At 71.9% G+C, this 19051-nt stretch carries 14 protein-coding genes and 1 pseudogene; 9 read left to right on the forward strand and 6 right to left on the reverse strand.

Features of this window, described 5'->3' with window-relative positions; genetic code table 11:
* Window positions 1–20 precede the first annotated feature (20 nt).
* Window positions 21–260 (reverse strand): heavy-metal-associated domain-containing protein, encoded by a 240-nt coding sequence (locus ACH4YP_RS16880; RefSeq protein ID WP_361059105.1) that lies wholly within the window; start codon window positions 258–260, stop codon window positions 21–23.
* A 72-nt stretch (window positions 261–332) separates the two neighbouring features.
* Entirely contained in the window at window positions 333–1283 is a 951-nt protein-coding gene (locus tag ACH4YP_RS16885; protein ID WP_361059107.1) for a PrsW family intramembrane metalloprotease, read from the reverse strand.
* Between the two features lie 205 nt (window positions 1284–1488).
* Between ACH4YP_RS16885 and ACH4YP_RS16890 the strand changes: the two genes are divergently transcribed.
* A complete protein-coding gene (locus tag ACH4YP_RS16890) occupies window positions 1489–2532 on the forward strand; it encodes a zinc-dependent alcohol dehydrogenase family protein (RefSeq protein WP_361059109.1) in 1044 nt (347 codons plus the stop codon).
* Between the two features lie 118 nt (window positions 2533–2650).
* Here ACH4YP_RS16890 and ACH4YP_RS16895 read toward each other — a convergent pair whose 3' ends face one another.
* Both ACH4YP_RS16895 and ACH4YP_RS16900 read right to left on the reverse strand, forming a co-directional pair.
* Window positions 2651–2851 (reverse strand): AlpA family transcriptional regulator, encoded by a 201-nt coding sequence (locus ACH4YP_RS16895; RefSeq protein WP_055615575.1) that lies wholly within the window; start codon window positions 2849–2851, stop codon window positions 2651–2653.
* Window positions 2852–3154: 303 nt separating this feature from the next.
* Complete coding sequence (locus ACH4YP_RS16900) at window positions 3155–4084, reverse strand: sugar phosphate isomerase/epimerase family protein (RefSeq protein ID WP_398491011.1); 930 nt, start codon at window positions 4082–4084, stop codon at window positions 3155–3157.
* A gap of 122 nt (window positions 4085–4206) precedes the next feature.
* Here ACH4YP_RS16900 and iolC point away from each other — a divergent pair, with 122 nt between their 5' ends.
* The 7 genes and pseudogenes from iolC to ACH4YP_RS16935 all read left to right on the forward strand — a co-directional run bounded on the left by iolC (window position 4207) and on the right by ACH4YP_RS16935 (window position 13767).
* Entirely contained in the window at window positions 4207–5193 is a 987-nt protein-coding gene (iolC, locus tag ACH4YP_RS16905) for a 5-dehydro-2-deoxygluconokinase (RefSeq protein ID WP_398491012.1), read from the forward strand.
* Window positions 5194–5273: 80 nt separating this feature from the next.
* On the forward strand, window positions 5274–6152 hold the full coding sequence (locus ACH4YP_RS16910; protein WP_361059170.1) for a deoxyribose-phosphate aldolase: 879 nt from the start codon (window positions 5274–5276) through the stop codon (window positions 6150–6152).
* Between the two features lie 39 nt (window positions 6153–6191).
* Window positions 6192–6410 (forward strand): annotated as a pseudogene (locus ACH4YP_RS16915) (5-deoxy-glucuronate isomerase); the annotation flags it as partial.
* 161 nt (window positions 6411–6571) lie between these two features.
* Window positions 6572–8500, forward strand: a complete 1929-nt coding sequence (gene iolD, locus ACH4YP_RS16920) for a 3D-(3,5/4)-trihydroxycyclohexane-1,2-dione acylhydrolase (decyclizing) (protein ID WP_398491013.1) — start codon at window positions 6572–6574, stop codon at window positions 8498–8500.
* 14 nt (window positions 8501–8514) lie between these two features.
* Window positions 8515–10026: a CoA-acylating methylmalonate-semialdehyde dehydrogenase gene (gene mmsA / locus ACH4YP_RS16925; RefSeq protein WP_398491014.1), complete on the forward strand. Its 1512-nt coding sequence runs from the start codon at window positions 8515–8517 to the stop codon at window positions 10024–10026.
* Window positions 10027–10186: 160 nt separating this feature from the next.
* A complete protein-coding gene (locus ACH4YP_RS16930) occupies window positions 10187–12835 on the forward strand; it encodes a CocE/NonD family hydrolase (protein ID WP_398491015.1) in 2649 nt (882 codons plus the stop codon).
* Window positions 12832–13767: an ABC transporter permease gene (locus tag ACH4YP_RS16935; RefSeq protein WP_361059122.1), complete on the forward strand. Its 936-nt coding sequence runs from the start codon at window positions 12832–12834 to the stop codon at window positions 13765–13767. Before ACH4YP_RS16930 ends, ACH4YP_RS16935 begins: the two co-directional genes overlap by 4 nt.
* 56 nt (window positions 13768–13823) lie before the next feature.
* On the opposite strand, the gene ACH4YP_RS16940 is transcribed toward ACH4YP_RS16935, so the two are convergent.
* Window positions 13824–14972, reverse strand: coding sequence for an RNA-guided endonuclease InsQ/TnpB family protein (locus tag ACH4YP_RS16940; protein ID WP_398491016.1), 1149 nt, complete (start codon window positions 14970–14972; stop codon window positions 13824–13826).
* 466 nt (window positions 14973–15438) lie between these two features.
* Between ACH4YP_RS16940 and ACH4YP_RS16945 the strand changes: the two genes are divergently transcribed.
* Window positions 15439–17154 carry a von Willebrand factor type A domain-containing protein gene (locus ACH4YP_RS16945; protein ID WP_398491017.1) on the forward strand — a complete coding sequence of 572 codons (1716 nt, stop codon included), beginning with the start codon at window positions 15439–15441 and terminating at the stop codon, window positions 17152–17154.
* A 59-nt stretch (window positions 17155–17213) separates the two neighbouring features.
* On the opposite strand, the gene ACH4YP_RS16950 is transcribed toward ACH4YP_RS16945, so the two are convergent.
* The gene (locus tag ACH4YP_RS16950) at window positions 17214–18983 is read right to left on the reverse strand and encodes a hypothetical protein (protein ID WP_398491018.1); all 1770 of its coding nucleotides are present in this window, start codon (window positions 18981–18983) and stop codon (window positions 17214–17216) included.
* Window positions 18984–19051: the final 68 nt, after the last annotated feature.

Here is a 19051-nt window from a genome sequence, read left to right on the forward strand (position 1 = left end):
TGCTCCGGGTTTCGCCGGTGTCAGGCCCCGCCGACGAGCTCGAAGCCGGCCTCGTCGACGGCGGCGCGCACGGCCTCCTCGTCGAGCGGGGCGGCGGAGACCACGGTCACCTCGCCGGTGGAGGCGACGGCCTTCACCGAGGTGACACCGGCGATCTCGGAGATCTCGCCGGACACCGAGCCTTCGCAGTGTCCGCAGCTCATCCCGCTCACCTGGTAGACGGTGGTGAGGGAGCCCGGGGTGTCGGTCTGGGCGGTCATGTCGTTGCTCCTCGTCGAGACGTGTGGGGCGTGCGTGGCCCACGAGGGCCTCACACTAACCACACTGTACCCCTAGGGGGTATTTCGCCAAGAGGGGTCGCGACGCACCAGTGAGCGCACCCAGGCGATGCCCATCAGCGACACGGCGGCCATGCCGCCGACCGAGAACAGCGTGAAGAGATGTTTCTGCTGGTCCGTCACGGCCGGCAGGTAACCCGCGCCGAAAAGGGCCGGGTCGAGCCCCGCGTGCGTCAGCCGCGCCACCAGCCAGAGCGCGATGCCGTGTGTCGAGTCCCACAGGGCGTGCAGGAGCGCGACACCGGCGTACGTGGCGACGACCGGGGCGGTGAACGCGAAGTGCCCGCCCGGGCGGCGGTGCGCGAGCAGGACCGCGCCCGTGATCGCCGTCCACAGCCCGTGCCCGAAGGGGGCGAGCACGCCCCGCAGGATCTCGGTCTCCAGCAGCGCCCGCAGATCGATGCCCTCGGTCGAGACGGCCGCGTTGAACGCGTACCCCGCGCTCTCCAGTGCCGCGAACCCGAAACCGACCGACGCCCCGAGCACGAGTCCGGCCCGCAGTCCGCGGATGCGGGTCTGCCGGCGCAGCACGAACATCAGCGCCGCCGCCTTCACCGCCTCCTCGATGAGCCCGACCCCGACGAACATCCACAGCGACGGATGGAGCAGGTAGTACTCCATCACCGAGGCGCCGAGCACGCCCAGTACGCCACCGGTCAGGAAGCAGCCGAGGATCACGTTCACGCCCAGGTCACGGCCGTGGTGCTCGTACGCCCACAGCACGAAGACGACCGGGACCAGGAAGCTGCCGAGCAGGATCAGCGTCGGCAGCAGGGTGGTGTTCCCGGTCGCGTACGTGACGAGCACGCTGAGCGCCCAGAGTGCCAGCCCGCCCCACAGGCACCGCCGCCACAGACCGGTGCGGGGGCGGGGGTAGGAGCGAGGGGGCTGCTGAGGGCCGGGGATGCGAGCTCGGGGTGTGCCGGGCGGCGGGGGCTGGGTCACGACAGGTCCCTCGTGCTCGGAAGTGCGACTCGGAGAGCCGATCTTGGAGGAGTTGTCCGCACTTTATGGCAAGTGGTCGTTATGCGCCTTTCTGGCATATGCGGGCCGAGGGCGAGGGGTGCGGCCGGCCCCCGCCTGCCCGCAGGGCATCTAGCGTTCGATCAGGAACAGTGATCCACAGGACGACGGCGGAGGGGCGAAACATATGCGCGCAGTGGTGTTCGAGCAGTACGGAAAGCCGCCCGAACTGCGAACCGTGCCGGACCCGACCCCCGCGCCGCACGGAGTGGTGGTGCGCGTCGAGGCAACCGGCCTCTGTCGAAGCGACTGGCACGGCTGGCAGGGCCACGACCCGGACATCGCGCTGCCGCACGTCCCGGGGCACGAACTCGCCGGAACCGTCGAGGCGGTGGGCGGCCTGGTGACCGGCTGGCGCCCCGGCGACCGGGTCACGGTGCCCTTCGTCTGCGCCTGCGGCGGCTGCGCCTCCTGTGCGGCGGGCGACCAGCAGGTGTGCGAGCGGCAGACCCAGCCGGGGTTCACGCACTGGGGGTCGTTCGCCGAGTTCGTGGCCCTGGACCACGCCGACGTGAACCTCGTCGCCGTCGCGGACGAGCTGTCCTTCGGGACGGCGGCCTCGCTGGGCTGCCGGTTCGCCACGGCGTTCCGCGCGGTCGTCGCGCAGGGGCGGGTGGCGGCGGGGGAGTGGGTGGCCGTGTACGGCTGCGGCGGGGTCGGGCTGTCCGCCGTGATGATCGCGGCGGCGGCGGGCGCGCGGGTCGTCGCGGTCGACCTCTCGCCCCGGGCGCTGGAACTGGCGCGGCAGTTCGGGGCGGCGGAGTGCGTGGCGGCGGCCCGGGACGCCCGGCCCGACGAGACGGCGGAGGCCGTCCGCGAACTGACCGGCGGCGGCGCCCACCTGTCCCTCGACGCCCTCGGCTCACCGGCCACCTGCGCGGCGTCGGTCGGCAGCCTGCGCCGCCGGGGCCGGCACGTCCAGGTCGGCCTGCTGCCCCAGGACCCGACGCTGCCGATGTCCCGGGTGATCGGCCTGGAACTCGAACTCCTCGGCAGCCACGGCATGCCCGCACGCGCCTACCCGCCGATGCTGGAGTCCGTACGGGCCGGGGTGCTGCGTCCGGACCTCCTGGTGACGTCCACGATCCCCCTGGACGCGGCCCCCGCGGCGCTGGCGTCGATGGGGGCGGCGCCGGGGGCGGGGGTGACGATCATCGAGCCGTGGGCGTGAGCCGCCCGCTCCCCGGACCGCCGTCTCCGGGCCCGGCATCCCCGGACCGACATGGGAGGGCCCCCGCACGCCTGCCGTGCGGGGGCCCTGTGGTCGTGGTTGGCGTGCCGGGAGGTGATCAGCCGTCTCTGCGGCCTCTGTTGCCGGGCCGGGAGGCGACCCAGGCGCGGACCGTGTCGGCGTACCAGTAGGGCTTGCCGCTCTCCACGTGGTCGGGCGGGGGCAGCAGCCCGTGCTTGCGGTAGGACCGCACGGTGTCCGGCTGCACCTTGATGTGCGCCGCGATCTCCTTGTACGACCAGAGCCTTCGGTCGGTCATGAGTTGCACCTCCCTGCGCGCGCCGCAGCGGCGGCCGAGGGGCGGCCGTCGGGGGAGCCGGGCACTGCGCTGGCGATCACAAAGCCTGTGCCCGCTCAACGACACAGCGTGACCACCCGGTAGCGCCTGTCGCGCGGGTGTGACGCAAGACCCGCGTACACGCGACATGTGTGACAGGAAGGGGTCTTTTGTGACACGAGTGACGCATTGCGCAACAGAAGACCCGCGCCCCTTCAGGGGCGCGGGGAACTGCGCGGCCGGCCCCGACCGACCCGCGGCCGAGAACGCGCCCCGGCGGAGCCGTCACGCTCCGCAGGACCTCAGGAACGCCCGCGTGCGCTGGGCGATCGGCAACGGCTTGTCCGGCTCGCACGGGTACATGTCCTGCTCGACGATGGCGAACAACTCCACGTCCAGCTTCTGCGCGGCGGCCAGCACCGGCTCCAGCGCGGGCACCCCGGCCGGCGGTTCGCACATCACGCCACGCGCCACCGCGGGCCCGAACGGAACCTCGTTGGCCCGCACGTCGGCGAGGATCTCCGGGTCCACCTGCTTGAGGTGGAGGTACCCGATCCGCTCACCGTACGTCTCGATGAGCTTGACGCTGTCGCCGCCGCAGTAGGCGTAGTGCCCGGTGTCCAGACACAGCGACACCAGCGACGAGTCCGTGCCGTCGAGGAAACGCGCCACGTTCTCCTCGCTGTCGATGTGCGTGTCCGCGTGCGGGTGGACGACGATTTTCAGCCCGTACCGCTCGCGCACCTCGTGCCCGAGCCGTTCGGTCTGCGTGGTGAGGTGGCGCCACTGCTCGGCCGTGAGCGTGTCGGGTTCCAGGACCTCGCCGGTCTTGTCGTCCCGCCAGAAGGACGGGATGACGACCAGGTGCTCGGCGCCCATCGCCTGGGTGAGCGCGGCGATGTCCGAGACATGGGCCCAGGTGGCGTCCCACACGTCCGGGCCGCGGTGCAGCCCGGTGAAGACCGTGCCGGCCGACACCCGCAGGTTGCGGCGCGCGGTCTCGTCCGCGAGGACGGCCGGCTCGCTCGGCAGATAGCCGTACGGGCCCAGCTCGATCCACTCGTACCCGGACTCGGCGACCTCGTCGAGGAAGCGCTGCCAGGGGACCTGCTGGGGGTCGTCGGGGAACCACACCCCCCAGGAGTCGGGGGCCGAGCCGACGCGGATGCGCGACAGTGAGGACTGAGGCGATGACTGAGGTGACAACGACGTCATGAGCGTCAGCTTCGGGTCCGTCGGGGAGAGGTGTCAAGGCCTGTCCGAATGTCCGGACAACCAATTGACAGGGTTCTGTGAGCGCCGCTAGACCTTGGGTCTACCGATACGAAGGGAACTCGATGGCCGAGTCCGCGGAGTCCAGTGCGTACGACCTCATCACCATGGGGCGGATCGGCGTGGACCTCTACCCGCTGCAGACCGGGGTGCCGCTCCCGCGGGTGACCTCCTTCGGGAAGTTCCTCGGCGGTTCGGCCACCAACGTGGCGGTGGCGGCGGCTCGGCTCGGGCGGCGTACGGCCGTGGTGACGCGGACCGGTGACGATCCCTTCGGGACGTATCTGCACGAGGCGCTGCGGGACTTCGGGGTCGACGACCGCTGGGTGACACCCGTGCCCGGACTGCCGACGCCGGTCACCTTCTGCGAGGTGTTCCCGCCGGACGACTTCCCGCTGTACTTCTACCGGCTCCCCAAGGCGCCCGACCTGGAGATCGACGCCCACGAACTGGACCTGGACGCCATCCGCGACACCCGGATCTTCTGGGTCACGGGCACGGGCCTGAGCGAGGAGCCCAGCCGCACGGCGACGCTCGCGGCCCTCGCCCACCGCGCCAAGTCCGGCACGACTGTCTTCGACCTGGACTGGCGGCCGGCGTTTTGGAAAGACACAGCCTGGGCCGACCCGGAGGCCGCCCGGCCCTTCTACGCCGAGGCCCTGCGCCACACCACCGTCGCCGTCGGCAACCTCGACGAGGTGGAGGTCGCCACGGGCGTGCGCGAGCCCCACGCGGCCGCCCGCGCCCTCCTGGACGCGGGCGTGGAGCTGGCCGTGGTCAAGCAGGGCCCCAAGGGCGTCCTGGCCGTGAACCGGCAGGGCGAGTCGGCGGAGGTGCCGCCCCTCCCGGTGACGGTCCTCAACGGCCTCGGCGCGGGCGACGCGTTCGGCGGCTCCCTCTGCCACGGCCTCCTCGCGGGCTGGGACCTGGAGCGGATCATGCGGCACGCCAACGCCGCCGGAGCCATCGTCGCGTCCCGCCTGGAGTGCTCCTCCGCGATGCCGACCCCGGCGGAGGTCGAGCAGGCCCTGAAGGCGGGGGCCGTGCTGTGAGGACGGGATCCGCGGGGGCCGGCCGACGCGAAGAGGGCGCCTCAGGGGCGTACGCCTCCGCGGGTGGCGCCGCGACGGGCATCGACGTCTCGGAGCTCGTCCGGATCCGGGCCCAGCGCCCCGAGGCCGTCGAGGAGGCCGCCGCCCGGCGGCCCCGCCGGCCGCTCCTCGGCGAGTCCGGGCGGCTGATGATCGTCGCCGCCGACCATCCCGCCCGGGGAGCCCTCTCCGTGGGCGACCGCAGGCTCGCCATGGCCAACCGGATCGACCTGCTCGAACGGCTCTGCCTCGCCCTCTCCCGCCCGGGGGTCGACGGCGTCCTCGCGACCGCCGACATCCTCGACGACCTGCTGCTGCTCGGCGCGCTGGACCACAAGGTGGTCATGGGCTCGATGAACCGGGGCGGACTCGCGGGCGCCGCCTGGGAGTTGGACGACCGGTTCACCGGACACCGCCCGCGGGACATCGAGCGGCTCCGCTTCGACGCGGGCAAACTGCTGCTGCGGATCGACCACGACGACCCGGGCTCGCTCACCACCCTGGAGTCGGCGGCCCGTGCCGTGGACGACATGGCCGAGCGCCGGCTCCCCGTGTTCGTCGAGCCGTTCCTCAGCCGCCGCGACCCCACCACCGGCACGCTGCGCAACGACCTGGGCGCCGACGCGGTGACCAGGTCCATCGCCATCGCGAGCGGCCTGGGCGGCAGTTCGGCGTACACCTGGCTGAAGGTCCCCGTCACGGAGAACCCGGACGACATGGCCCGCGTCATGGAAACCTCTACGCTCCCGGCCGTCCTGCTCGGCGGAGACGTCGGCGCCGACCAGGAGGGTGCGTACGAGAAATGGCGCGGTGCTCTCCAACTGCCCACCGTCCAGGGGCTGGTGGTGGGACGCTCGCTGCTCTACCCGGCCGACGGCGATGTCGGGGCCGCGGTCGACACCGCCGTCGGGCTGCTGTGAGGGGAAGCCGAGATGACCGACGAGCCACACCTCCCCGGCGGCGGTTGTACTGTGCGCACAGAGGGGAATAAAGAGGACAAACCATTTGAACTCCCGGGCGGGGAGGGCGTGTTCGACGGAGTCACCGACTTCGCGCACACTCCCTGTGACGCCCGGGTGCTGATCGCCTCCGGCGCGGGAAGCCGCTTCGCCCTGGCAGGAGCGAAGTGCGAGCGACGACTCCCCGCCCGCTACGGCCCCGCGCCGGAGGTCTCCGTCATCGGCTGTGCACGGCGACGGACCGGCGGGCGGGCCGTACGGATCGGCGGGCGGGCCGTACGGATCGGCGGGCGGGTCGTAGAGACGTAAGGCCCGTTCAGACGTATGACGTGGCGGATCTGCTTCCACCCGGGACACGAAGAAAGCGCAGAGGGCTACCGATGACAGAGCCGACGTCAACGACGACAAGGCTGACGGTCGCGCAGGCACTGGTGCGGTTCCTCGCCGCCCAGTACACGGAACGCGACGGCGTGCGACGCCGCCTGGTCGACTCCACCTGGGGCATCTTCGGGCACGGCAACGTCGCCGGGCTCGGGCAGGCGCTCCTGGAGTACGGCACTGTGTCGTCCGGGGGGACACCCCCCGAGCCCCCCGTGATGCCCTACCACCAGGGCCGCAACGAACAGTCCATGGTCCACGCGGCCGTCGGCTACGCGCGCCAGTCCAACCGCCTCTCCGTCCAGGCGGTCACGACGTCCATCGGGCCCGGTGCCACCAACCTCGTCACCGGCGCCGCCCTCGCCACGGTCAACCACCTGCCGGTGCTCCTGCTGCCCGGTGACGTCTTCGCGACCCGCCCCGCCGACCCGGTCCTCCAGCAGCTCGAAGTTCCGTACGCGGGCGATGTGTCGGTCAACGACTGTCTGCGCCCGGTGTCGAGGTACTTCGACCGGATCACCCGCCCCGAGGCCCTGATCCCCGCCGCCCTCCAGGCGATGCGGGTGCTCACCGACCCGGTAGAGACGGGTGCCGTCACGCTCGCGCTCCCGCAGGACGTGCAGGCGGAGGCCTTCGACTGGCCCGAGGAGTTCTTCGCCGAGCGCGTCTGGAAGGTCCGCCGTCCGGTCGCCGACCCGGAGGAACTGGCCGCCGCCGTAAGGGCGGTTCGGGACGCCCGGCGCCCCCTGGTCGTCGCGGGCGGCGGGGTCCACCACAGCGAGGCCGAGGACGCGCTGAAGGAGTTCGCCGACCTCACCCGCATCCCGGTCGCCTCCACACAGGCCGGCAAGGGCTCGCTGACCTGGGACCACCCGGCGGACGTCGGCGGAGTCGGGCACACCGGCACCGCGACCGCCTGCGAACTCGCCCGCACCGCGGACCTGGTGATCGGCGTCGGCACCCGCTACACCGACTTCACGACCGCCTCCGGCACCCTCTTCACCGCCCAGGGCGTGCGCTTCCTGAACCTCAACATCGCGTCCTTCGACGGCCACAAGCTCTCCGGACAGCCGCTGATCGCGGACGCCCGCACGGCCCTGGAGTCCCTCACCGAGGCGCTCGCACTGCACAAGCACCGCGCCGAACCCGCGTACGTCACCGAGTACACGGACGACAAGGAGCGCTGGGAGTACCGCGTCGACGCCGCCTACGAGGCCGAGGACCCGGACATCCGGCCCACCCAGCCGCAGGTCCTCGGGCTGCTCGACGAGATCGTCACCGGCGACGACATCGTCATCAACGCGGCCGGCTCCCTCCCCGGTGACCTGCACAAACTCTGGCGCGCCCGCTCCCGCGACCAGTACCACGTCGAGTACGGCTACTCCTGCATGGGCTACGAGATCCCGGCGGCCATCGGCGTACGCCTCGCGGCGCCCGACCGGCCCGTCTGGGCGCTGGTCGGCGACGGCACGTACCTGATGATGCCGACGGAGATCGTCACCGCCGTCCAGGAGGGCATCGCGATCAAGGTCGTGATCCTGCAGAACCACGGGTACGCGTCCATCGGCGGCCTCTCCGAGACGGTCGGCGGCGAGCGGTTCGCGACCGCCTACCGCCACCGGTCCGAGGACGGCACCTACACGGGGCGTCCGCTGCCCGTCGACCTGGCCGCCAACGCGGCCAGCCTGGGCATGCGGGTCCTGCGCGCGAAGACCGTACGCGACCTGCGGGCCGCCCTCGCCGAGGCCCGGGCCGACGACACTCCCACTTGTGTCTACGTGGAGACCCAAACGGCAGACACAGTGTCGGGCGCGCCTCCGGCCCAGGCCTGGTGGGATGTTCCCGTGGCCGAGACCGCGACCCGACCGTCGGCGGTCAAGGCCCGTGAGCTGTACGAACGGCACGTCTCCACCCGGCGCCGCCATCTGTGAAGGAGCACTCGGTCATGACGAAGATCGTCAACCACTGGATCGGCGGCAAGCCCGCGGAGAACGCCGCGGGCGCGTCGGGCACGTACGGGCCGGTGACCGACCCGGCGACCGGTGCCGTGACCACCAAGGTCGCCTTCGCGACGGTCGACGAGGTGGACGCCGCGGTCGCCGCGGCGAAGGACGCCTACGCGAGCTGGGGCACCTCCTCGCTCGCCAGGCGGTCCGCGATCCTCTTCAAGTTCCGCGCGCTGCTGGACGCCCACCGCGACGAGATCGCCGAGCTGATCACCGCCGAGCACGGCAAGGTGCACTCGGACGCGCTCGGCGAGGTCGCGCGCGGCCTGGAGATCGTCGACCTGGCGTGCGGGATCACCGTCCAGTTGAAGGGCGAGCTGTCGACCGAGGTGGCCTCCCGGGTCGACGTCGCCTCGATCCGCCAGCCGCTCGGTGTCGTGGCCGGCATCACGCCGTTCAACTTCCCGGCCATGGTGCCGATGTGGATGTTCCCGCTGGCCATCGCGTGCGGCAACACCTTCGTGCTGAAGCCGAGCGAGAAGGACCCGTCGGCGTCCGTCCGCCTCGCGGAGCTGTTCGCGGAGGCAGGGCTGCCGGACGGCGTGCTGAACGTCGTCCACGGCGACAAGGTGGCCGTCGACCGCCTCCTGGAGCACCCGGACGTCAAGGCGGTCTCCTTCGTCGGCTCGACCCCGATCGCCCGCCACATCCACACCACCGCCTCCGCCAACGGCAAGCGCGTCCAGGCCCTCGGCGGCGCCAAGAACCACATGCTGGTCCTCCCGGACGCCGACCTGGACGCGGCGGCCGACGCGGCCGTCTCGGCGGCGTACGGCTCGGCGGGCGAGCGCTGCATGGCCATCTCGGCCGTCGTCGCCGTCGGCGCGATCGGCGACGAACTGGTCGCGAAGATCCGCGAGCGCGCCGAGAAGATCAAGATCGGCCCCGGCAACGACCCGGCCTCGGAGATGGGCCCGCTGATCACGGCGGCCCACCGCGACAAGGTCGCCTCGTACGTGACGGGCGCGGCCGCCCAGGGCTCCGAGGTCGTCCTCGACGGCACCGGCTACACGGTGGAAGGCCACGAGAACGGCCACTGGATCGGGCTCTCGCTGCTCGACCGCGTGCCGGTCGCCTCGGACGCCTACCGCGACGAGATCTTCGGCCCGGTGCTGTGCGTGCTGCGCGTCGACACGTACGACGAGGGCGTGGCCCTGATCAACGGGTCCCCCTTCGGCAACGGCACCGCGATCTTCACGCGGGACGGCGGCGCGGCCCGTCGCTTCCAGCTGGAGATCGAGGCGGGCATGGTCGGCGTGAACGTGCCGATCCCGGTGCCGGTGGGCTATCACTCCTTCGGTGGCTGGAAGGACTCCCTCTTCGGGGACCACCACATCTACGGCAACGACGGCACGCACTTCTACACCCGCGGCAAGGTCGTCACGACCCGGTGGCCCGACCCCGCCGACGCCCCCACCGGCGTCGACCTCGGCTTCCCGCGCAACCACTGAGCACCCGCCGGACGCCCGCGCCGGCACGGCTGCCCGAATTCCCCTCTCCCCGCGTACCGCGGACGCGGTACCTGGTGGGGGTCCCGTACTCCCGTGGGAGGGGTGGGGGTTCAGCCTGAAGCTGTCCGGGGCCGACAGGTACGGCCCGTACTGTTGACGCATGGATCTTCGACTGCCCGCACTGCGGCGGCCCCGACGGTGGATAGCCGCCGGGGCCGCCGTCGTGGTGCTCGCCGGCGCCGGCACGTGGAGTGCCGTCGCCTCCGACGGGGCACCCGCGGTACACCGCTCCGACCAGCTCATCAGTACGAGCGACGGGGTGAGAATCGACACGTCGTACTTCACCGGCGACAGTGCCGGACGCCGGCCCGCAGTCCTCCTCGCGCACGGCTTCGGCGGCAGCAAGAAGGACGTACGCACCCAGGCGGAGGACCTCGCCCGCGACGGGTACGCGGTCCTGACGTGGTCGGCCCGCGGCTTCGGCAGATCCACGGGGAAGATCGGGCTGAACGACCCCAAGGGCGAGGTCGCCGACGCCTCCAAGCTGATCGACTGGCTGGCCAAGAGGCCGGAGGTCCAGCTCGACAAGACCGGCGACCCGCGCGTCGGCATGGCGGGCGCGTCCTACGGCGGCGCGGTCTCCCTGCTCACCGCCGGGACCGACGACCGGGTGGACGCCATCGCCCCGGCGATCACGTACTGGAGCCTCGCGGACGCGCTGTTCCCGAACGGCGTCTTCAAGAAGCTGTGGGCCGGCATCTTCATCAACACCGGCGGCGGCTGCGACAAGTTCGAGAAGCAGCTGTGCGAGATGTACGACCGGGTCGCGGAGTCCGGCAAGCCCGACGCGGCGGCGACGAAGCTCCTTCAGGAGCGCAGCCCCGCCGCCGTCGGCGACCGCATCAAGGTCCCCACGCTCCTCATGCAGGGCCAGACCGACTCGCTCTTCCCGCTCGGCCAGGCCGACACCGCGGCGAAGGCGATCCGCGCCAACGGCGCCCCCGTGGACGTCGACTGGATCGCGGGCGGGCACGACGGCGGCGACATGGAGGCGAGCCGTGTCCAGGCCCGCACCCAGACGTGGTTCGACCGCTACCTGAAGGACGAGAAGGGCGTCGACACCGGCCCCGCCTTCCGGGTCACCCGGACCCTCGGCCTGGGCTCCGGCGACGGAGAGCCCCGGCTGGGCAGCGAGACCGAGGACAAATACCCCGGCCTGACGAGCGGGGGGCAGTCGATCGCCCTGACCGGTCGCGAGCAGCGTTTCGACAACCCGGCGGGCGCCAGCCCGCCCGCCATCTCGGCCCTGCCCGGCCTCGGCGGCGCGGGCGGCCTGTCCCAGCTGTCCTCCCTCGGAGTCGGGGTGTCCCTCGACTTCCCCGGCCAGTTCGCCTCGTTCGAGTCGGCGCCCCTGAAGGAGGACCTGCAGATCACCGGCTCGCCGACGGTCACGGTCCACGTGAAGTCGACGAGCGAGGACGCGGTCCTCTTCGCGAAACTGTACGACGTCGGCCCGGGCAGTGCCCAGCCGGTGCTGCCCTCGCAACTGGTCGAGCCCGTCCGCGTCGAGGGCGCCAAGGCCGGCAAGGACGTCCGCATCACCCTTCCGGCGATCGACCACGAAGTGGACGACGGCCACCGGCTGCGCCTGGTCCTCGCCTCGACGGACCTCGGCTACGCCTCACCGACGGCCCCGGCGACGTACACCGTCTCCCAGGTCTCCCAGAAGAGCGCCCTGACCGTGCCCACGCCGCTCGGCGGGGACACCGCCGCGTCAGCGCTCCCCGCATGGGTGTGGTGGCTTCCGCTCGCCGGTGCCGGGCTCGCGCTGGCCCTGCTGCTCAGCGGACGGCGCCGCACGGCGGCACCCGCCCCGGACCCGGCAGAGGCCGAAGTCCCGCTCCAGATCACGGACTTGAGCAAGCGGTACGCCAAGTCGGCGGACCGCTACGCCGTACGGGACCTCACCTTCCGCGTGGAGAAGGGCCAGGTCCTGGGCCTGCTCGGGCCGAACGGCGCGGGCAAGACCACGACACTGCGCATGCTGATGGGCCTGATCAAGCCGGACGGCGGAGAGATCCGCGTCTTCGGCCACGCGATCCGGCCGGGCGCGCCGGTGCTGTCGCGCGTCGGGGCGTTCGTCGAGGGAGCGGGCTTCCTGCCGCACCTCTCCGGCCGCGAGAACCTCGAACTGTACTGGCGGGCGACGGGCCGCCCGCCCGAGGACGCGCACCTGGACGAGGCGCTGAAGATCGCGGGCCTCGGCGACGCACTGTCCCGAGCGGTACGGACGTACTCCCAGGGCATGCGCCAGCGCCTCGCCATCGCCCAGGCCATGCTCGGCCTGCCGGACCTGCTCATCCTCGACGAACCGACCAACGGCCTCGACCCGCCCCAGATCCGCGAGATGCGCGAGGTCATGATCCGCTACGCGGCGGCCGGCCGTACGGTGATCGTCTCCAGCCACCTCCTCGCGGAGGTCGAGCAGACCTGCACCCACCTGGTGGTCATGGACCACGGGAAGCTGGTCCAGGCGGGCCCGGTGAAGGAGATCATCGGCTCGGGCGACACGCTGCTGGTGGGCACGGCCACGCCGATGGACGAGCCCGTCGTCGAGAAGGTCGCCGCGCTGCCGGGCGTCGTCTCGGCCGTCCGCACCGACGACGGACTCCTGGTCCGGCTCGACGCGGACGGAAGCGCACGGCGCCTGGTCGCCGAGCTCGTACGGATGGACGTACCCGTGGAGTCCGTGGGTCCCCACCGCCGTCTCGAAGACGCCTTCCTCACCTTGATCGGAGAGTCCGCATGAGCACGCTGACCGACCGCGCGGAGGAGCGCGAGGAGCGCGAAGAGCGCGCCGAGGAACGTGCGGGGGACGGCTCCGCCCGGCCCGTCGAGGTCGCCGACGGCTACCGCGCGGGCCGCACGCTGCCCCTGAGGGTCGAACTGGTCCGGCAGCTGAAGCGGCGCCGCACGATGGTCATGGGCGGGATGCTGTTCGCCCTGCCCTTCATCCTGCTGATCGCCTTCCAGGTCGGCGACCCGGGCGGCGGCGGCAACGGCTCCCAGCGGATCAACCTGATGGACACCGCGACGACGTCCGGGGCGAACTTCGCCGCCGTGAACCTCTTCGCCTCCGCGGGCTTCCTGCTCGTCATCCCGGTGGCGCTGTTCTTCGGGGACACGGTCGCCTCGGAGGCGAGCTGGTCGTCGCTGCGCTATCTGCTCGCGGCGCCGGTGCCCCGGGCCCGTCTGCTGTGGTCCAAGCTGGCCGTCGCCTTCGGCCTCAGCCTGGCCGCGCTGCTGCTGCTGCCGCTCGTCGCGCTCGCCGTCGGTACGGCGGCCTACGGCTGGGGGCCACTGCAGCTCCCCGTCGGCGGCACGCTGCCCGTCGGGACCGCCGCCCTGCGCCTGCTGATCGTCGTGGCGTACATCCTCGTGTCCCAACTGATCACCGCGGCCCTGGCGTTCTGGCTGTCGACCAGGACGGACGCCCCGCTGGGAGCGGTCGGCGGAGCGGTGGGGCTGACCATCATCGGCAACGTCCTCGACGAGGTGACGGCGCTCGGCGACTGGCGCCACTTCGTGCCCGCGCACTGGCAGTACGCCTGGCTCGACGCCGTCCAGCCGCAGCTCGACTGGAGCGACATGATCCAGGGCACGTCCCTCTCGGTCACCTACGCGCTGGTGCTGTTCGCCCTGGCCTTCCGCGGCTTCGCCCGCAAGGACGTGGTGTCTTGACTTGCTCCTCGGGCTGAAGCCCGGGGATTCTGGCCTTCCCGTCCGTTGCTGTGCCGCTATGCGGCACGGGGTTCGGGCGGGAGTCCGTGGCTTCCTGCTTCGTCGCGCTGTGCCAGGACGGGTCCTGGTCTGACCTGCGCTCCACAGGCTGCAACCGCCAGTCCGGCGGCCGTTCTCACGTTCTTCGCGGCATTGTGGTCCCGGTCGTGGACCGCGCCGCAGGCGGCACAGGTCCACTCCCGGATGTGCAGGGGCTTGGGGCCGTCCTTGGCCCCGCACGCCGAACACATCTGACTGGTCGGCTCGAACCGGCCGATTTTCACCAAGGTGCGCCCGTACCGGACCGCTTTGTACTCCAGCATGTGCACGAACTGCGTCCAGCCCGCGTCATGCACACTCTTCGCCAGTCGGGTGCGCGCCAGTCCTTTGACCGCCAGGTCCTCCACTCCGATCCCTTGGTTCTCGGAGATCAGCTTCGTGGAGAGCTGGTGGTGGAACTCGCGGCGCGCATCGGCCACTTGCGCGTGGGCGCGGGCGACCTTGAGGCGGGCCTTCTCCCGGTTCCTGGACCCCTTCTGCTTACGGGACATCTCCCGCTGAGCCCTCTTCAGCTTCTTCTCCGCGCGGCGCAGGAACCGCGGGGAGTCGATCTTCGTCCCGTCGGAGAGGACTGCGAAGTGCGTCAGGCCCAGGTCGATGCCCACGGTGTGGTCGGTGGTGGGCATCCGGGCGGCGTCGGCGTGCGGGTCGGTGTCGATGACGAACGAGGCAAAGTACCGTCCGGCCGCGTCCTTGACCACGGTGACCGAGGAAGGCTGCCCGGGCAGAGTGCGGGACCACTTCACCTTCACCGCCCCGACCTTCGGGAGGTTCAGCCGCCCACTGCCGGTGACCGACCAGTGGGCATTGGCGGTGAAGCGGATCGACTGACGGCTGTCCTTGCGGGACTTGAAGCGGGGCGCACCGCTCTTCGCGTCCCTGCGCTCACCCTTGAGGGAGGCGAAGAAGTTGCGGTAGGCGGTCTCCGCGTCGCGCAGGGACTGCTGGAGCACCACCGCGGAGACCTCGCCCAGCCAGGACCGCTCTGTGGTCTGCTTCGCACGGGTGATCAGCTGTTTCGACAGGTGCCCGGCGGTGGGGAAGGCCAGCCCAGCCGCGCGCTGGCCGGTGTCCGGGTACAGCCGGAAGGAGTACCGAAGCTGCATGCGGTGATCGTACGAACGAGCGCCACCCGGTCACCAGAGGGAACATATGAACGGCCAGTACCCCATGGAACCGAAAGAACCGGCAAGATCGGAACAAGCCGGATAATTCGGTCAGGGGGGGTGTTGCCCGGCTTCGCCGGATCAGGGCCACTGACGCTCCGCGCCGGCCGTGATGGACGTCTGCGCTGTCCTGCTCCGCGGAACAGCATCCGTGACGCTCCACGCCGACACCACGAGATTCGCTTCACCACCTGAAGGCCGATGCACTGCGAATGAATCCCGGTAGCGTCGCCGTACGGGCCCTCCGGACACTCCCAGGTCTCCGGAGGGTCTCCCACCGGTCTCAACCGCCGCCCACCGTGGCCGCATTGAGATTCATCCGCAACGCCTTGGCCCGCTCCTTCCGGCCGCCTCCGCCGTCACAGTCACAGACGTCGACTCAAAGAGGTCACCCGAGGGGGCACGCATGAGGCGCAACGGACGGCATCAGGCACGGTGGGACGAGCGGGAAGAACGTGACACGCGGGGAGGCCGGGCCGGACAGGTTCGGCAGGGACGGCGGGGGAGGCAGCGCCTACGCGCCGCGCTCGTCGCGGGGACCGTGGCCGCCGGACTCCTGCTCACGGCCTGCGGTGGCGGCGGAAACGGCGACAGCTCGTACGACCGGGGTGGCAGCAAGGGCAAGGGGAGTGACGGCTTCCCGGCCCCGGGCCCCGTCCGGCCGACCGGCTCCTCGGGCGCCGAGGACGGCACCACCGAGGGCGACCGGAAGGGCGAACTCCGCGAGAGCGCGCCACCGGCCGACTACCTCTCCACCTTCGCCCTGGACGTCGACACGGCCTCGTACGGCTACGCGCGCCGCACCCTTGAAGAAGGGCGCAGGCCCGACCCGTCCACCATTCGCCCCGAGGAGTTCATCAACAGCTTCGGCCAGGACTACGACCGCCCGGACGGCAACGGCTTCACGGTCACGGTCGACGGCGCCCGCACGGCGGCCCCGGACGGTTCACGCGGCGAGGAGAACCCCAACTCCGACACGTTCGGTCAGGAGAACCGGGACTGGCGCTTCCTCAGGGTCGGCCTCGCCACCCGGGAGGCCGAGGACGCCGACGAACGCCCGCCCGCCGCCCTGACCTTCGTCATCGACGTCTCCGGCTCCATGGCGGAGCCGGGCCGCCTCGACCTGGTCAAGGAGTCCCTGGGCGTGATGACGGAACGGCTGCGCGACGACGACGCGGTCGCGCTGGTCTCCTTCAGCGACGAGGCCAGGACCGTGCTCCCGATGACCCGCCTCGGCGACCACCGCGATCGTGTCCACGAGGCGATCGACACCCTCGAACCCACCGACTCGACCAACCTCGGCGCGGGCGTCACCACCGGTTACCGCACCGCCGTGGACGGCCTGCGCGAGGGCGCCACCAACCGGGTCGTGCTGCTCTCCGACGCCCTCGCCAACACCGGCGAGACCGACGCCGACGCGATCCTCGACCGCATCGCCGACGCCCGCCGCGAGCACGGCATCACGCTCTTCGGTGTCGGCGTGGGCAGCGACTACGGCGACGCCCTGATGGAACGCCTCGCCGACAAGGGCGACGGCCACACCACGTACGTGTCCAACGCCGAGGACGCCCGTACGGTCTTCTGCGACCAGCTCCCGAGGAACATCGACCTCACCGCCCGCGACGCCAAGGCGCAGGTCTCCTTCGACCCGGAGACCGTCGACCGGTTCCGGCTGATCGGCTACGACAACCGCCAGGTCGCCGACGAGGACTTCCGCGACGACCGCGTGGACGGCGGCGAGATAGGCCCCGGCCACACGGTCACGGCCCTGTACGCGGTGCGGGTCAGGCCGGGGGCGTCGGGGCATCTGGCCACGGCCACGGTGCGGTGGCTCGACCCCAACTCCCGTACTCCGCACGAAGAGACGGGACAGATCGAGGCCGACTCCCTCGACCGGAGTCTGTGGGGCGCGGAGACGGCGCGCAGCGGTCTCCAAGTCACCGCGATAGCCGCGTACTTCGCGGACGTGCTCCGCTCCGACGCCCCCGGCGGGGCCACGGCGCCGGCCCCGCCCTCCCTACGCGAACTAGCCGACCGAGCCGACGAGTTGGCCTCCGACACAGAAAGCAAGCCGATCCGCCAACTGGCCGAGACGATCGACCGAGCCACGGACCTGGGGTAGCGAGCGGGTGGGGGCTGGCCCTTTGAGGGGCGCGAGGAACCGCGCACCCCAGCCCCCACTCACCCGCACAGTTCCCTCTCCGCCCGCACCGGATCGTTCGGGAAGCGGAACGAAGTCCGCTCCCAGGCCCCGGCCGCGTTGCGGAGAAAGCGGCTCGGGGTCAGCGGCCCCCGAGTCGCCGAGTTCAACTCGGCAAGCCCACCGCACCGCAGAGCACGCCGAGCAGCGGCGACCTGTGCGGGATCGACCCAATCCGGCACATCCCCCCGCACACCCCGGTCGGCCGCGAGCCACGCCGCCGGCAGCCGCTTGTCGTGCCCGACCCGCCCGCCCCCGACCCGCTCGGAGTGCGCGGCCACCGGATAGGCCAGCCCGATCGGATCGAGCGCGGCCCCGTCCAGCGGCACGAGGGACCCGTTGAGCCCCAGCACCACATAACTGGCCGTCATGGAAGGAGCGCCCGCGCCCACCGGCGCCGCCACCCGCCCCTCCTTGCCGAACAGCAGCGCCGGCGCCCCGGAGTACCGAGCCGCCCACACCTTCCGCGCGTACTCCAGGTGGTGCGGAGCCCCCACGAAGGTGTGCCGCACCGGATGCGGATCGGCGTTGTGGCGGACGTACACCCCGCGCTCGTCCGCGATCCCCGCCGGACCGATCTGCCCGCCGTACGGAATCCTCAGCCACCCCGCGCACACCACCGCCCACAGGCCGACCCCGACCGCCGCCAGCGCACCCACCCGTGTCACCGGCACCACGAAGACGGGCATCAGCATCAGCAGCAGCCCGGGCAGCAGCATCCGCCCGTGCATGAAGTCACCGCCGACCTTGATGACGTACAGCCAGCACAGCGCCCCGGCGACGACGGGCGCGAGCACGGGAACGAGCCGCGCGACCCCGCTGTCCCCGAGCCCCCCACGGCCCCCGAGCCCCCCGCGCACGGGCAGCACCGCCGCCGCCACGAACAGCGCGGGCACCCACAGCAGATAGGGATGCGCGAAGTCCCCGAGATACCCGAGGCCCCGCCCCCACAGACTCTGCGAGGCCTCCTTCGTCACGGCGGGCAGCGGCACCAGATGCCCGTAGTACCCGGCCCGGAACACCTCGTACGCGGCCGGCAGCGCGCCCGCCGCCCCCGCACCCCCGAGCGCGCCCCGCCACGACGGCCGCACGAGCAGCCACTGCGCGCCGAGGAAGACGACCGACACGAGCCCCAGGTCGGGCCGTACGAGCGGCCCGAGCCCGATGACCGCCGCGGTCACCAGCGAGGCGGGCCGTGTGATCAGCGCCAGCCACGCCCCCGCGATCCAGCACGTCGCGAGCCCCGTCTCAAGGCCCGAGGTGGCGAAGTCCCACACGGGCGGCAGCCCGAGGAGCACCAGCGACCCCAGCGGTACGGTCGCCCGCCCGCCGTACGTCCGCAGCGCCCCGAGCCCCGCGAACGCGAACCCCACGGCGGTCAGCAGCAGCCCCCCGAGCACCGCCGCCGACACCGGATCCACCCCCACGGCCCCGGCCGCCACGAGCAGCCACTGCCACAGGGTCCCGGTCGACGACTCGACCCGGTCACCCGCGTTGAACACGGGCCCGTTCCCCGCCAGCACCTGCCGCACGGTCCGTACGTAGATATAGGCGTCGTCGGACATCCACCGCCGCTGGAACCCGGCGTACGCCACCACGAGCGCGGGCCCGAGCCACACCGCCGGCCGGGCCCGGTCCGCCCACACCGCCCGCTGCCCAGGCCCGGGCAGCAGCGACCTGGCGGAGGAGGGAGAAGAGGGCGGACGGGGCTTCGGGTACGAGGGATGCGCGGGAGAGTGCGTCGACGTCATGCCCCGTTCATCGGCCCGCGTCAAGCCGAGCTTGACGCCCGAGGTGGGCCGAACGGGGGAAGGGGCAG

This window comes from Streptomyces sp. NPDC020747 (genome assembly GCF_044334695.1).
Lineage (GTDB): Bacteria > Actinomycetota > Actinomycetes > Streptomycetales > Streptomycetaceae > Streptomyces.

What these genes read in the sequence shown, in the direction of transcription:
- ACH4YP_RS16890 (WP_361059109.1), top strand. Translation starts at nt 1,489, where the DNA reads ATGCGCGCAGTGGTGTTCGAGCAGTACGGAAAGCCGCCCGAACTGCGA.
- mmsA (WP_398491014.1), top strand. Translation starts at nt 8,515, where the DNA reads ATGACGAAGATCGTCAACCACTGGATCGGCGGCAAGCCCGCGGAGAAC.
- iolD (WP_398491013.1), top strand. Translation starts at nt 6,572, where the DNA reads ATGACAGAGCCGACGTCAACGACGACAAGGCTGACGGTCGCGCAGGCA.
- ACH4YP_RS16880 (WP_361059105.1), bottom strand. Translation starts at nt 260, where the DNA reads ATGACCGCCCAGACCGACACCCCGGGCTCCCTCACCACCGTCTACCAG.
- ACH4YP_RS16935 (WP_361059122.1), top strand. Translation starts at nt 12,832, where the DNA reads ATGAGCACGCTGACCGACCGCGCGGAGGAGCGCGAGGAGCGCGAAGAG.
- ACH4YP_RS16940 (WP_398491016.1), bottom strand. Translation starts at nt 14,972, where the DNA reads ATGCAGCTTCGGTACTCCTTCCGGCTGTACCCGGACACCGGCCAGCGC.
- ACH4YP_RS16900 (WP_398491011.1), bottom strand. Translation starts at nt 4,084, where the DNA reads ATGACGTCGTTGTCACCTCAGTCATCGCCTCAGTCCTCACTGTCGCGC.
- ACH4YP_RS16945 (WP_398491017.1), top strand. Translation starts at nt 15,439, where the DNA reads ATGAGGCGCAACGGACGGCATCAGGCACGGTGGGACGAGCGGGAAGAA.
- ACH4YP_RS16950 (WP_398491018.1), bottom strand. Translation starts at nt 18,983, where the DNA reads ATGACGTCGACGCACTCTCCCGCGCATCCCTCGTACCCGAAGCCCCGT.
- ACH4YP_RS16930 (WP_398491015.1), top strand. Translation starts at nt 10,187, where the DNA reads ATGGATCTTCGACTGCCCGCACTGCGGCGGCCCCGACGGTGGATAGCC.
- iolC (WP_398491012.1), top strand. Translation starts at nt 4,207, where the DNA reads ATGGCCGAGTCCGCGGAGTCCAGTGCGTACGACCTCATCACCATGGGG.
- ACH4YP_RS16895 (WP_055615575.1), bottom strand. Translation starts at nt 2,851, where the DNA reads ATGACCGACCGAAGGCTCTGGTCGTACAAGGAGATCGCGGCGCACATC.